13 protein-coding genes are annotated in these 13681 nt (G+C 39.7%); 8 read left to right on the top strand and 5 right to left on the bottom strand.

Annotation, left to right across the window (positions count from 1 at the left end):
- The first annotated feature begins 32 nt into the window (after positions 1-32).
- From ACW6NC_RS03110 to ACW6NC_RS03085, 6 genes are all read left to right on the top strand, one after another.
- Positions 33-983 carry an isopenicillin N synthase family dioxygenase gene (locus ACW6NC_RS03110; RefSeq protein ID WP_457864069.1) on the top strand — a complete coding sequence of 317 codons (951 nt, stop codon included), beginning with the start codon at positions 33-35 and terminating at the stop codon, positions 981-983.
- A gap of 4 nt (positions 984-987) precedes the next feature.
- Entirely contained in the window at positions 988-1344 is a 357-nt protein-coding gene (locus ACW6NC_RS03105) for a translation initiation factor (RefSeq protein ID WP_457863725.1), read from the top strand.
- A gap of 35 nt (positions 1345-1379) precedes the next feature.
- A complete protein-coding gene (locus ACW6NC_RS03100; protein ID WP_457863724.1) occupies positions 1380-2312 on the top strand; it encodes a DUF1835 domain-containing protein in 933 nt (310 codons plus the stop codon).
- Between the two features lies 1 nt (position 2313).
- Positions 2314-3183 (top strand): nucleoside phosphorylase, encoded by an 870-nt coding sequence (locus tag ACW6NC_RS03095; protein WP_457863723.1) that lies wholly within the window; start codon positions 2314-2316, stop codon positions 3181-3183.
- A 68-nt stretch (positions 3184-3251) separates the two neighbouring features.
- Positions 3252-5309, top strand: coding sequence for a polyphosphate kinase 1 (gene ppk1, locus ACW6NC_RS03090; RefSeq protein WP_457863722.1), 2058 nt, complete (start codon positions 3252-3254; stop codon positions 5307-5309).
- The gene (locus ACW6NC_RS03085) at positions 5306-6160 is read left to right on the top strand and encodes a substrate-binding domain-containing protein (protein ID WP_457863721.1); all 855 of its coding nucleotides are present in this window, start codon (positions 5306-5308) and stop codon (positions 6158-6160) included. Before ppk1 ends, ACW6NC_RS03085 begins: the two co-directional genes overlap by 4 nt.
- A 3-nt stretch (positions 6161-6163) precedes the next feature.
- Here ACW6NC_RS03085 and ACW6NC_RS03080 read toward each other — a convergent pair whose 3' ends face one another.
- A complete protein-coding gene (locus ACW6NC_RS03080) occupies positions 6164-6829 on the bottom strand; it encodes a uracil-DNA glycosylase (RefSeq protein ID WP_457863720.1) in 666 nt (221 codons plus the stop codon).
- 47 nt (positions 6830-6876) lie between these two features.
- On the opposite strand from ACW6NC_RS03080, the gene ACW6NC_RS03075 reads away from it, so the two are divergent.
- Both ACW6NC_RS03075 and ACW6NC_RS03070 read left to right on the top strand, forming a co-directional pair.
- On the top strand, positions 6877-9063 hold the full coding sequence (locus tag ACW6NC_RS03075; protein WP_457863719.1) for an endonuclease MutS2: 2187 nt from the start codon (positions 6877-6879) through the stop codon (positions 9061-9063).
- A gap of 2 nt (positions 9064-9065) precedes the next feature.
- Positions 9066-9479 (top strand): thiol-disulfide oxidoreductase DCC family protein, encoded by a 414-nt coding sequence (locus ACW6NC_RS03070; protein WP_457863718.1) that lies wholly within the window; start codon positions 9066-9068, stop codon positions 9477-9479.
- On the opposite strand, the gene ACW6NC_RS03065 is transcribed toward ACW6NC_RS03070, so the two are convergent.
- The 4 genes from ACW6NC_RS03065 to ACW6NC_RS03050 form a co-directional block, all read right to left on the bottom strand.
- The gene (locus tag ACW6NC_RS03065; RefSeq protein ID WP_457863717.1) at positions 9476-10804 is read right to left on the bottom strand and encodes a dicarboxylate/amino acid:cation symporter; all 1329 of its coding nucleotides are present in this window, start codon (positions 10802-10804) and stop codon (positions 9476-9478) included. The genes ACW6NC_RS03070 and ACW6NC_RS03065 overlap by 4 nt on opposite strands.
- Before the next feature lie 23 nt (positions 10805-10827).
- Positions 10828-11892: a chorismate synthase gene (gene aroC / locus ACW6NC_RS03060; protein WP_457864067.1), complete on the bottom strand. Its 1065-nt coding sequence runs from the start codon at positions 11890-11892 to the stop codon at positions 10828-10830.
- Positions 11893-12237: 345 nt separating this feature from the next.
- Complete coding sequence (locus tag ACW6NC_RS03055; protein ID WP_457863716.1) at positions 12238-13176, bottom strand: VOC family protein; 939 nt, start codon at positions 13174-13176, stop codon at positions 12238-12240.
- A gap of 47 nt (positions 13177-13223) precedes the next feature.
- Complete coding sequence (locus tag ACW6NC_RS03050; RefSeq protein WP_457863715.1) at positions 13224-13604, bottom strand: VOC family protein; 381 nt, start codon at positions 13602-13604, stop codon at positions 13224-13226.
- Positions 13605-13681 lie beyond the last annotated feature (77 nt).

The raw sequence follows: 13681 nt of genomic DNA, 5'->3' as shown, positions 1-13681 counted from the left end.
TGACCTTATATATAAAAACAACCAAAATGGCAATGAATAATATACCCAGTGTAGATTTGGCTGATTTTCTGTCCGAGGATCCCAAAAGAAAACAAAAATTTGTTGATGAAATTGGTAAAGCCTACGAAGAAATTGGTTTTGTAGCCTTAAAAAATCATTTTTTAAGCGAAGAACTGGTAGAGGAATTATATAAAGAAGTGAAGGCATTCTTTAAGCTTCCCCTGGAAACCAAACGCAAATATGAGATCGAAGGTCTGGCAGGCCAACGCGGTTACATTTCTTTTGGTAAGGAGCATGCAAAAGGTAAAAAAGAAGGGGATCTCAAGGAGTTCTGGCATTTTGGACAGGAACCTGCTGATGATGCCAAATTAACAGAAGAATACCCTGAAAATATTCAGGTGGAGGAATTAAAGGACTTCAATCACGTAGGTATGGAAGCCTATCGAATGATTGAGAAAACAGGGATTTATGTACTTCGTGCGCTTGCATTGTATATTGGTCTAGATGAGCATTATTTCGATCACTGGGCCAGCAATGGAAACAGTATTTTAAGACCGATCCATTATCCTCCCATCACCGAAGAACCCAAAGGGGCAGTCAGAGCGGGAGCTCACGGAGATATTAACCTTATCACCCTTTTGATGGGGGCTTCTACCGGCGGTCTGCAAGTGTTAAGGAAGGATGGGGAATGGATCGATGCAATTCCACAGGAGGATGAACTGGTAATAAACGTTGGGGATATGCTGGAGCGTCATACCAATAATAAGTTACGTTCTACTATTCACCGGGTAATAAACCCTCCCAAAGAACAATGGGATCAACCACGTTACTCCATTCCATTCTTTATGCATCCGCGGAGCGAAATGCCGTTAAATTGTCTAGAAGAATGTATCGATGAAAATCATCCAAAACAGTACGAGGATATTACCGCTGGAGATTTTTTACATCAACGGCTGGTTGAAATTGGATTAGCAAAAAAATAAGCTTATGACAAAGAAAAAGATGGGACTCGAGGATCTTGGAGGTTTCGTTTTTTCAACTAACGATGATTTTGATGAAAATCAGAGTGATCAGGATGATAATATAGAAGCCTTAAGCCCCGGGGAACAACGACTGGAAGCCCATTTCAGCAAAAAAGGGCGTGGAGGAAAAACCGTCACCATTATCAAGGGTTATAAAGGGCCTGAAGAGGATTTAATTACCCTGGGAAAGAAACTTAAAAAAAGTTGTGGCGTAGGGGGTTCCGTGAAGGATGGTGAAATCATCATTCAGGGTGATGATCGCGAAAAAATTATGAAATTGCTTCAAAAAGACGGATATATAGTTAAGAAAGTCGGAGGTTAATTGGACTCCGATTATTAAGACATAAAACAGTTGTTATGGAAGGGACCCCATTACATATTACCAATGGTGATGAGCTTACCGAAGAAATGATGGCACTCAACCTACCTGGGGAAGTAGTGGTATGGCGGGAAATGCTATGCGAAGGTCCTACCCTACAGGAAGTAGGTAGTCCTGAATTCCTTAAGCAACGTAAAAAGTTCCTGAAAAAAAATTATGGAATTTCTGCAGAAGATTATCAGGAGAAGTTCATTTCCCAGTTAAAAAAACTAAGGGCTTCAAAAGATCATGACCATATTGTCTTATGGTTTGAATTTGACCTTTTTTGCCATATCAATATGCTCGCCGCGATCAGTTATTACCTTAGCAATAAAGAGAGTAAACCTTTTTATCTGGTCTGTAGTAGAAAATTAAAAGGGGAAGATGAACAAATTCCACTTTCCCGACTTTCCTCAAAACAACTGCTCAATCACTATGAAAACCGGATTACGCTCAATTCGGACGATATCGAGATAGCACTGCTGATCTGGGAACTTTATTGTAGTAATAATCCAATGAAACTCAAGCAACAGATCAAGACCACTTCGAATTTTGAATATTTATCCAGTTGTATAAGGGCACATATTGAACGTTTTCCCAATTCAGTGACCGGCCTGAACTCCCTGGAGCAAAATGTCCTTAAACTTATCGAAAAACACGAGATTACTTCGATGAACCAATTATTGGGATATGCCTTGCAATACCAGGGATATTATGGATATAGTTACCTACAAATGCAACGTCTTATGGATAAGATAAATGCTTTTTTTCATCTGGAAAACAAGCGGGTCAGCCTGACCGAAAAAGGCGAATTAGCCCTCGAAAAGAAAAAGAATTTTTATGGAGAGCTCAAAAATGATGATTACCTGGGCGGTGCCAGAATGTATGACTTCTTGTATGATTCTGAATCCCACCGTTTATTAAAATTGTAAAATGAAAATTAAGGATTCCGAATTAATACTTAACAAAAACGGAAGTATTTATCATCTTAATCTGCTTCCAGAACATATTGCCGAAACGATCATCACCGTTGGCGATCCAAACCGGGTTGCAAGGGTTTCCAAACACTTCGATAGGATTGAACATATCATAGAAAAAAGGGAATTTCTTACTCATACAGGTTACCTGGAAGGGAAACGTCTTAGTGTAGTCTCTACAGGAATAGGTCCCGATAATATCGATATTGTTTTTAACGAACTTGATGCCCTTGTAAACATCGATTTTGAATCCCGAAGTCCCAAGGAGAAACTCAAATATCTCAATATCATAAGAATAGGTACTTCTGGGGCTATTCAGCCAAATATTCCCGTGGATTCTTTTCTTATAAGTGAGCATGCTATCGGGTTTGATGGTGTCCTTCACTTTTATGAAAACGAGCATATTCAGGATTTTGATTTCGCTAAGGCTTTTATGGACTATCTCAACTGGTATGAGAAAAAAGCAAGTCCTTATGTAATAGGAGCGGATCCTAGTTTGGTTAAAAAGCTTTCCTCCCCGGGTGTCCACCAAGGGATTACTGCGACCAATATTGGTTTCTATGGGCCGCAAGGCAGAGTTTTAAGACTTGGTTTGCAGGATGAGGATATGAATGATAAGATAGCCTCTTTTTCTTATAAGGGACGTAAAATCACCAATATGGAAATGGAGACAGCAACTATGTTTGGTCTGGCAAAATTACTGGGCCACCGATCGGTTTCTATGAATGCTATAATTGCTAATAGAGCTACCGGAGATTTTTCTAAAGACCCAGGAAAAATAGTCGATGATCTGATTGTTTATACCCTGGAAAAGCTAGTCAGATAGGCTTATTTAACAGAATATTAGAAACAGCGCCGTAGCCTAATTTGTATTTTTGAAGAAATACACAACCTATGCAAGAAACTTCTGAGGATCTCCCTTTAATACATCGGGACCTTAACTGGCTCAGCTTTAACGAGAGAGTGTTACAGGAAGCTGAAGACAAAATTAATCCTCTGTATGAGCGCATACGTTTTCTGGCTATATTTTCTTCAAATCTGGATGAATATTTCAGGGTAAGAGTATCTCAACTAAGGCAAATAAAACGGGTTGAAAAAAGTATCCGTAAAAAACTTGCCCTTAAACCAACCAAGATCACCAAGCAAATAATTGAAGAAGTTAAAAAGCAGCAGGATCGATTCGGGATTATTTATCATCGAGAAATTCTACCCGAATTAGCGGAAAACGGCATTAACCTGATTGATCATCAACAGTTCAGTAAGGATCAAAAAAAATACGTAGCTGAGTTCTTTCAGAAGAAAATAAAACCCCAGCTCACTCCAAAAATAATTGATCTTAGTAAGGATAGTGAACTTTTTCTTGAGAACTCGGTGTTATATTTTATTGTGAGTTTTAAAAAAGAAGATGAGTTAGGTGTGGTTAATATCCCGGTAGAAAGCTGTGGTAGATTTATAAGTCTGGAAAGTCAGGAAGATGCGTCTTTCCTTACCTATATCGATGAGATTCTTCGCGGGGAAATCACGCACGTTTTTCCCGGAAAAGAAATTACTGGTATTTATGAAGTAAAACTTTCTCGTGATGCTGAATTGTATATCGAGGATAAATATACTGGGGTGCTGGCAGAAAAAATTTATGAATCTCTGGCCCAAAGAATGGATGGTCAACCAACCCGGCTCTTGTATGATGCCCAAATGCCTTATGAATACCAGAAGAAAGTAAGAAAATTACTGGGTCTTGGAAAAATAGATATGATGCCCGGAGGACGGTACCACAACTTTAAGGATTTTTTTTCCTTTCCGGATCCCACCAATAATGCCAGCCTTAAATATCAACCTTTGGTTCCAATTAAACATAAGATTCTTGAAGGTAGCAGCAATTACTTCGAGACCATTGCCCAGAAGGATCAATCGGTGCATTTCCCATATATGTCCTTTAAATATGTCGAGAATTTCCTTGAACAAGCAGTTTCAGATAAGGAAGTGACGCATATAAAAATTTCCCTTTATAGGGTGGCCGATGAGTCTAAGTTAACCAGTTGTTTGTTAAAAGCTCTTGAAAACGGTAAAAAAGTAACGGTTTTTGTCGAAGCCAAAGCGCGTTTTGATGAGGAGAACAATATTATTTGGGGACGAAAATTTGAGAAAAAAGGCGCTAATGTAATTTACAGTTATCCCAAGATCAAAGTGCATTCGAAAATTATGTTGGTGACCCGTGGCGAGAATGGTTCATTGACCGATTATGCTTATATAGGAACCGGGAATTTTAATAGTGATACCTCGAAGATTTACTGTGATCATGCTATCTTTACGGCCAACAAAAGTATTACAAAAGAACTCTCAAGGCTCTTTAAGGTCCTGGAAGGTGATCTGATTATCCCCAGGGAAAAGAATCTTCTTATTTCCCCCTTCTCTACCCGGGAACGATTCCAAAAATTGATATTTAATGAAATGGAGAATGCCAGGGATGGTAAGAAAGCGAAGATTACCGCTAAAATGAATAGCCTTGAGGACCCCGACATGATTGAACTCTTGTATAAGGCCAGCAAGGCCGGAGTCGAGATCCGTCTTCTGGTAAGGGGCTTTACCTGCCTAATCCCGGGGGTGAAAGGACTCAGTGAGAATATTTATATGACCAGTATTGTAGATCGTTTTCTGGAACATGGTCGCATCTATGTTTTTGAAAATGGTGGGAAAGAATTGATATTCTATGGGAGTGCGGACTGGATGACCCGTAATCTGGATAGACGAATCGAGGTAATTGCTCCGATCCTGGATGAAGATATAGCTGCAGAATTCAAGGAAATACTTGACATACAGTTAAGAGATAATGTTAAAGCTCGAATTCAGGATGCTGAAGAAAGTAACACTTATGTAACCCGAAAAAAAACTGAAAAAACTATCAGATCACAGTACGAAATCTATAATTATTTAAAGAAAAAGCATTTAAAATGAAAACCATAAAAGTAGGAGGAGTTCCCGAACACTTTAACTTCCCCTGGCATAAGTGTATTGAGGAAAAAAAGTTTGAAGAGCAAGGGGTCCATGTAATCTGGAAAGATTTTCCAGGTGGTACCGGAGCTATGAATAAAGCTTTGAGATCTGGAGAAATTGATGTGGCTGTGATTCTCACTGAAGGTATTATAAAGGATATCATTGGAGGTAATCCCTCGAGAATCCTCCAAACCTATATAGGATCTCCGCTCATTTGGGGAATTCACGTGGCAGCTGGTTCAAAATATAATTCCTTGGAAGAGCTCAAAGGTACTCATGCTGCGATTAGTCGTTTTGGATCGGGATCTCACCTGATGGCCTACGTGAATGCAGAAAGACATCAATGGAATACCAAGAAGGACCTGAACTTTGAGGTTGTGGGGGATATTGATGGAGCCATTGAGGCTCTTAAATCGGATAAAGCCCAGTATTTTATGTGGGAGCACTTCACTACCAAACCCCTGGTGGATAATAGAACCTTCAGACGTATTGCCGACTGTCCTACTCCTTGGCCCTGTTTTATGATCGCGGCAACTAACCAGGCAATAAAGTATAATGCGCAAAGACTGCAAACCATGCTTGAGGTTTTAAATAGGGAAACTTCAACCTTTAAAGATCAGCCGGATCTGACCTATAGGCTTGCTGATTATTACCACCAAAAACCCATTGACATAGAAAAATGGCTAAGTATTACCAGTTGGAGTCAGCAACAAGTAAGTGAGGAAAAGGTGGAAGAGGTTCAGAATAAACTTTTTAATCTGGAACTAATCCCAAAGAAGCTTACCTATTCCCAACTGGTTAAATCCATATAACCCTTACCAATTAATTGGTGTTTTTCCATTTGCCTCCAGGTATTTGTTGGTTTGACTGAAATGTCTATTGCCAAACCAATAACCCCGGTTTGCACTAAGGGGTGAGGGATGTCCCGAACTTAAAACCAAATGTTTAGACTGGTCAATAAGCTTAATTTTCTTCTTGGCAAAACCACCCCAAAGTAAGAAAACTACATGTTCCTTTTCAGCAGAAATCAAACTGATTACCCGATCGGTGAAAATCTCCCAGCCTTTTTTCTGATGAGATCCAGTTTGCCCTGCCCGGACACTAAGACTGGCATTTAAAAGTAAAACGCCCTGGTCTGCCCAGGCTTCAAGGTTTCCCGAGAATGGTATTGGTTTACCTGTATCTTTCTCAATTTCGCTGAAGATATTCCGGAGTGAAGGGGGGAATTGCACCCCATGATTTACCGAAAAACAAAGACCATGAGCCTGACCTGGGTTGGGATAGGGATCCTGGCCAAGTATGACGACTTTGGTATTGTCAAAAGTAGCATGTCGAAAAGCATTATAAATTAAATCTTCCGGCGGAAAACAAGTATGTTCCTTATATTCCTGGTGGACGAAATCGATAAGTTTTTGAAAATATTCCTTCCTGATTTCCTCCTGTAATTTCTTTTTCCAGTCTGGTGGTAAGTCTGGCTTCATTTTAATTAAGTAAATTTGCAGCACCTCAAAAGTAGGGAAATTATTCTATGATTAAAATTGCACCAAAAAGCCTTATTGACCTTGAATTTCCGGTTGTTTGCAACCAAATAGCGGAACTATGTATAACCGGTTTGGGAAAGGAAAAAGCGCAAAGCATTAAGCCTTTTCCTTCCTATACCAAAGCTATTTTTGGACTTGACCAAACCAATGAATATCTAAATTCCAAAACTAGGGAAAGCCGTATTCCAAACCATGGGTTTGATGCTGTTGATAAAGAAATCAGAATCCTGGAGATCGAAGAAGCTATCCTGGAGGTAGCAAGTTTCAGAAAAATTGCCAGTCTTTCTGATACGGTGAATACTCAACTAAAGTTTTTCAAAAAGTTCCAGGAATATTATCCAAATCTATACAAAACTACTTCCCAGGTAGAATATACCATGGAAATTATCGAAACAGTGGGAAGAGTGATAGATAAATTCGGTGAGGTTAAGGACGATGCTTCTCCTCTTTTACAATCGGTGAGAAGATCGATCAATTCGGTAAAGGGCCAAATCAATTCCAGTTTTGCCAAGGCTTTAACTACTTATCAGAGCTATGGGTATCTTGATGAAATTAAGGAAAGCGTGGTAGAGAATGTGCGGGTGCTAGCAGTAAAAGCCATGCATCGCCGCAAGGTTAAAGGGGGAATTCTTGGAAACTCTAAAACCGGGAGCATAGTCTATATTCAGCCAGAGGCCACTTACCAGTTCACCCGTGAACTTAATAATCTGGAATATGAAGAAAAAGAGGAGATTAAACGGATCCTTAAGGAATTAACTGAGTTTATAAGACCATACAGATTTTTACTTGAGCAGTATCAGGACCTTTTAAGCGAAATTGATCTCATTGCTGCAAAATCCAAATATGCTGAAAAAATTAATGGGATTTTACCCAAAATCACCAAGGAACGCGAACTTCAGTTAAAAGATGCTTACCATCCTCTGCTTTATTTAAGCAATAAAAAAAAGGGGGATAAAACCTATCCTCAAAGCATTGAACTTAACAAAGAGAACCGGATTATTGTTATTTCTGGACCAAATGCCGGAGGGAAGAGCATTACCCTGAAGACCGTCGGTTTACTTCAACTTATGATCCAAAGCGGAATCCTTATTCCAGTGCATGAGTATAGCCGGGTTTGTCTATTTGATAAGATACTTACCGATATTGGTGATAATCAATCTATAGAAAACCACCTGAGTACCTATAGTTATAGGTTGAAAAACATGAATTATTTTCTACGGAAATGCGACGATAAAACCCTGTTTCTCATCGATGAATTCGGTACAGGAAGTGATCCGGAACTCGGTGGTGCACTGGCAGAAACCTTCCTCGAGGTTTTCTATGAAAAAGAATCTTTTGGGATCCTTACCACGCACTATGCAAATTTAAAAAAGCTAGCCAATGAACTTCCGGATATGAGTAACGCCAATATGTTATTCGATTCCCAGAGCCTTGAACCCATCTATAAATTACAGGTGGGAGAAGCTGGCAGTTCTTTTACCTTTGAAGTTGCCCAGAAAAACGGGATTCCCTATAGCCTAATTAATCGCTCCCGGAAAAAGGTGGAAAAAGGAAAAATCAGGTTTGACCGAAGTATCGCTAAGCTTCAAAAAGAACGTTCCAAACTTCAAAAAACAACAGATTCCTTAAAAACAAAGGAACTCAAGGCTGCAAAGGAGAAAGATAAATTAGAGGAAACCAATTCGAGGATTCAGCAAAAGCTGGAAAGTTATCAGGAACTATATGATAGCAATCAGCGTTTAATCTATATTGGCCAGAAGATCAATGACATTAGCGAAAAGTACTTTCAGAATAAGAAGAAAAAAGAACTGATCGCTGAGTTTCTAAAATTCGTGGAAATTGAAAACTCCAAGAGAAAAAAGGAAACTAAAAAGCAACAGCAGGCCAAGAAAGCCAGGGAAAAGAAAGTTCAACAGGAAGTAAAGAAAAAAGTAGAAGTAATTCGACAAAAGAAAAAGGAGGAAAAAACTAAACTAACTGAGGCGCAACGAAAGGCTGCCGAAAAACCCAAAATAACGCCAAAAGTTGGAGACAGAGTTCGGTTGGAAGACAGTAAATCGGTCGGAACGCTGGACAAAATAGAGAAAGGAAAAGCTACTGTGAATTATGGAATGTTCACCACTCAGGTAGCCCTGGATAAACTGGACTTAGTTCAGGCAATGAAGAAAAAGTAGTTATGGAAATACCTAAGGATAAAAAGATCGTGCTTTTCGATGGAGTTTGTAACCTTTGCAATGGCACGGTCACCTATATCATTAAACATGATAAGAAAGACGTTTTCAGGTTTGCCTCGCTGCAAAGTGAGCTTGGAAGAAAACTGGTCTCGGAAAGAGGAATGGATCCCGAAGAGCTCGATTCAATTATTTTAATTGAACCTGGTGTGGCGTATTTTAGAAAATCCACTGCTGCCCTTGAAATCTCAAAAGATCTTTCGGGTGCAGCTTCTTTACTGCAGTATTTTTGGTTTATTCCGGAAAGTCTCCGGGATGGAATCTATAACCTGGTGGCCGATAAGCGGTATAAATGGTTTGGTAAAAAAGAGAGTTGCATGATTCCCACCCCTGAATTAAAATCAAAATTCCTGGATTAAGCCTTTTCATCCACAGCCATATTTTCAGGATGATACTCATCATCCCACTCCTTGACGTTGGGAGGTCCCATTTTATCTACCGATTTGGCTACCATTAAAGAAACGGCGGCATCACCGGTGACATTTACCACGGTCCTACACATATCCAGGGGCCGGTCTACTGCAAAAATCAGGGCCAGACCTGCCTCGGGAATTCCTGCCTGGGCAAGTACGATGACAAGCATAACCATCCCTGCCCCTGGCACGGCCGCAGATCCGATGGAAGCCAAAGTAGCCGTGGCGATTATTCCCAGTTGCGCTCCAATACTAAGATCCATACCGAATGCCTGTGCGATAAAAACTGCAGCTATGGCCTGGTAAAGGCTTGTTCCATCCATATTGATAGTTGCTCCAATAGGAAGCACAAAACTGGTGACCTCTCGGTGGACTCCCATGTGTTCTTCTACCCTTTCCATAGTAACGGGTAAGGTCGCAGCACTTGAGCTGGTTGAAAAGGCCAATAATTGTGCGGGAGCGATTCCATTAATAAAGAAAGAAGGTTTATTTTTAGTAAATACCCACACTAGCAGGATATAGACACCTATCATTAAAGCCAGGCCGATCAGGACGGTAATTCCATACATAGCGAGCGCAGCAAAAAGATCGGTGCTGGGTGATTCCACCACAAGAGCGGCTAATAATGCAAAAACACCATAGGGTGCTGCAAGCATAATCAGATCGATCATCTTCAGAATGACTTCATTAAAACCATCAAAGAAATCCTTTACGGGCTGAGCAGTTTTTTCAGGAATAAGGATGAGTCCGATACCAAAGAAAATAGCGAAGAAAATCACCTGTAACATATTGGCATTATCCCCGGCAGCAGCAAAAATATTATCGGGTACCAGGTCTTCCAGGGCCTGGAGAGGTCCAGCTTCTTTTTGTTTTTCGGCATCTGCAATTTTACTCGATGCATCGCCTTCATAACTGGTTATAAGGTCTTGTTGGGTTTCCTGGGTTATGGCGTTTCCGGGTTTGATCAGGTTCACCATGGTAAGACCTATTAGAACCGCAATTACAGTGGTTCCGATATATATTCCAATTGTTTTGGTTCCCATTTTAGAAAGCTTGGAAATATCCTTAAGGTCAGAAATTCCTTTGATAAGGGAACCTAGAATAAGCGGCACTGCAATTAGCTTAAGGGCATTGATGAAAATTGTTCCAAAGGGTTTGATCCAGTCGCTTACAAATTCTGAACCCCAGCTGAAATTGGTGAGGATAAGCGCAAAAATAACCCCGGCAGCCATTCCTAATAAAATCTGCCAGTGCAGTGCGAGTTTCTTCATAATTGTTTTATTTCAAATTTGGATTATAGTTTAGAAATCTTATTCTGAAGCCAAAAATCAGCAATAACAAGAGCAGCCATTGCCTCTACAATAGGTACAGCTCTGGGAACAACACATGGATCGTGACGCCCCTTACCTTGCATTTCAACGGTTTCTCCTTCCTTATTGAGCGTTTCCTGATTCTGCATGATGGTTGCGACAGGTTTAAAGGCCACATTAAAATAAATATCCATCCCATTAGAAATCCCACCCTGGATTCCCCCGCTCAAATTGGTCTTAGTTGAACCATTGGAATTAAAGAGGTCATTATGTTCACTCCCTTTCATTTTGGTCCCTTCAAACCCACTACCATACTCAAAACCTTTCACAGCATTGATAGATAACATAGCCTTTCCAAGCTCGGCATGAAGTTTTTCAAATACCGGTTCCCCCAGTGCTTTGGGAACATTCTTAATTACGCATTGTACAGTTCCACCAATAGTATCGCCTGCTTTTCTTATCTCTTTGATATAAGATTCCATCTTTTCAGCAGAAGCTTTGTCAGGACAACGTACAGGGTTGCTTTCAATAAGGTTAAAGTCGATTTCTTCCGGTCTCTTATTGAGCTTGATGTCTCCTACTGAAGCCGTATAGGCATGAAATTTAAGATTAGAAAGGAGTTGCTTGGCAATAGCACCTGCCACAACCCTTGAAGCGGTTTCTCGTGCCGAGGATCTACCCCCTCCCCTATAGTCCCGAAATCCGTATTTCTCATCATAGGTATAATCAGCATGGCTCGGACGGAAGGTATCTTTTATATGGGAATAATCCTTAGACTTCTGATTGGCATTTCGAATAACAAAGCCAATGGGGGTTCCCGTGGTTTTTTCTTCGAAAATACCGGAAAGGAATTCTACAGTATCCGGTTCCTTACGCTGTGTAACTATGGCAGACTGTCCTGGTTTTCTGCGGTTTAATTCACTTTGAATGGCCTCCAGATCAAGTTGAAGTCCTGCAGGACACCCATCTAAAATTCCTCCAATTGCCGGGCCGTGTGATTCCCCGAATGTGGTAAGTTTAAATAATTTTCCAAAGGAATTTCCTGCCATATTTTCGATTTTGAACAAATGTAATTTTTTAAGCCTTAATTTAAAAGTCTTCTTTAAAATTATATTGGTCCTCTAGCTTTGTTCAGGTTTAAGCAGGAAATTGGTTATTACAGGATTATGAACCATTTCAGAGCAATTAGTATAAGTGGATTTATTTCATATTTTTAAAGCATGAAATTTTAATCTTATCCTTGTTTTTCTGGCTTTTCAATTATCATACTTTATAGGGTTCATTGCAGATATGTTTTCTTGTAATAAGCCTTGTCAGGCCTTTTCGAGGGAGTAAATTTGTAGGATTAAATTCTTTTCATTCCATAATTATTACCCTTGGTAGATTTTGAAAGCTTAGTGGGAAAGTGAATTTCCCTCAAAATCAGCTTTTAGCTTGTTTATGTTGAACTTTTTCATCTTCATAAATGAAGCTATTGCCCGTGCTCTTTTCTTCTTATCTGGATCCTGTAGCATTTCACTAAGGATTGTTGAAGGCACGATTTGCCAGGAAACTCCAAATTTATCTTTCAACCATCCACACTGTTCAGCTTTGGGAACCGCAGATAGTTTATCCCAGTAATAATCAATTTCTACCTGGTCCTTGCAATCGATAATAAACGAGATGGACTCATTAAAGGAGAAATCGGATTCCATCCCACTATCCATAGCCATAAAACTTTGTCCTTCGAGCTGGAATTGAGCGTGTTTCACCTTTCCCAGGGCATAGTCATTTTGATCCTCTTCAGTATATTTTAAAACTCCCCCCAGGCTTGAATTTTTAAATACAGAAATATAAAAATGAATAGCTTCTTCAGCATTACCCTGGTTTTTTCCTGTAAATAGAAAGGACGGAATTATTTTCTGAGTTTTGGTCTTAGGCTCTTCTAACATCAGCTGCCAACTTACCCCGAATTTATCCTGAACCCAGCCATATTTTGGACTCCAGGGATAATAATCCAAAGGCATCAGAACTTGTCCATTTTTGCTTAAATTTTTCCATAAACCATCAACTTCTTCCTGAGTTTGGCAAATCACAAAAAAGGAAACCGATGGATTAAACGGAAAATGCGGTCCTCCATTGAGACTTACAAACTCATGACCTTCGATAGAAAAATTCACCGTCATTACCCTTCCAGGTTGCTGACCATGGATTTGCTCTTCTGCTTTCCCATAACGGGTAATGGTTCTTATTTCTGAATTTTTAAAAACAGAAGCATAGAATTCAGTGGCTATTTCAGCTGGAAATTTTCCAGGATCAAACCAAAGATTTGGAATTATTTTTTGAGTTGACATCGTAATTGATTTTTTTGTTGTATCTATTGTTTTTAGTTCCTAAGGATTTACTTTTCAATGAGGGATAAAATATTTCCATCCGGATCTTTAAACCAGGCAATTTTGGGTCCTCCCTCCTTGCTACGATGAATCCCTATCTTATCGGTTGAGATTTCCCCCTGGTACTGTTCAAATTCGACAGCTTTTTCTCGCAGGATCGCTACAGCTCCATCTATATTTTTCACAGGAATATTAAGCACGGTAAAAACCGCGGGTTGGTGATCGGTTTTAGGATAAATAATAATGGAGTTATGACCAGGGATTTCAAGCTCTAAAACTCCCATAGGATTAGTGTATACTGAAAAGCCTAAGACTCTTGAATAAAATAGTTTGGCCTTCTCAAGATCCCTGACAGAGAATCCGCTAAAAACTGCTGAATATTCTAACATATCAATATTATATTTTAGATATCATAAAATTAAAGCCAATTTATTTAATACTTCTAGGGTAAATCCGCCAATTTTTA

This window comes from Salegentibacter profundi, from assembly GCF_054121475.1.
Note: the sequence above shows the minus strand (reverse complement) of the source record. Positions and strands in the feature narration are given on the sequence as shown.

What these genes read in the sequence shown, in the direction of transcription:
- ACW6NC_RS03110 (WP_457864069.1), top strand. Translation starts at nt 33, where the DNA reads ATGAATAATATACCCAGTGTAGATTTGGCTGATTTTCTGTCCGAGGAT.
- ACW6NC_RS03105 (WP_457863725.1), top strand. Translation starts at nt 988, where the DNA reads ATGACAAAGAAAAAGATGGGACTCGAGGATCTTGGAGGTTTCGTTTTT.
- ACW6NC_RS03100 (WP_457863724.1), top strand. Translation starts at nt 1,380, where the DNA reads ATGGAAGGGACCCCATTACATATTACCAATGGTGATGAGCTTACCGAA.
- ACW6NC_RS03095 (WP_457863723.1), top strand. Translation starts at nt 2,314, where the DNA reads ATGAAAATTAAGGATTCCGAATTAATACTTAACAAAAACGGAAGTATT.
- ppk1 (WP_457863722.1), top strand. Translation starts at nt 3,252, where the DNA reads ATGCAAGAAACTTCTGAGGATCTCCCTTTAATACATCGGGACCTTAAC.
- ACW6NC_RS03085 (WP_457863721.1), top strand. Translation starts at nt 5,306, where the DNA reads ATGAAAACCATAAAAGTAGGAGGAGTTCCCGAACACTTTAACTTCCCC.
- ACW6NC_RS03080 (WP_457863720.1), bottom strand. Translation starts at nt 6,829, where the DNA reads ATGAAGCCAGACTTACCACCAGACTGGAAAAAGAAATTACAGGAGGAA.
- ACW6NC_RS03075 (WP_457863719.1), top strand. Translation starts at nt 6,877, where the DNA reads ATGATTAAAATTGCACCAAAAAGCCTTATTGACCTTGAATTTCCGGTT.
- ACW6NC_RS03070 (WP_457863718.1), top strand. Translation starts at nt 9,066, where the DNA reads ATGGAAATACCTAAGGATAAAAAGATCGTGCTTTTCGATGGAGTTTGT.
- ACW6NC_RS03065 (WP_457863717.1), bottom strand. Translation starts at nt 10,804, where the DNA reads ATGAAGAAACTCGCACTGCACTGGCAGATTTTATTAGGAATGGCTGCC.
- aroC (WP_457864067.1), bottom strand. Translation starts at nt 11,892, where the DNA reads ATGGCAGGAAATTCCTTTGGAAAATTATTTAAACTTACCACATTCGGG.
- ACW6NC_RS03055 (WP_457863716.1), bottom strand. Translation starts at nt 13,176, where the DNA reads ATGTCAACTCAAAAAATAATTCCAAATCTTTGGTTTGATCCTGGAAAA.
- ACW6NC_RS03050 (WP_457863715.1), bottom strand. Translation starts at nt 13,604, where the DNA reads ATGTTAGAATATTCAGCAGTTTTTAGCGGATTCTCTGTCAGGGATCTT.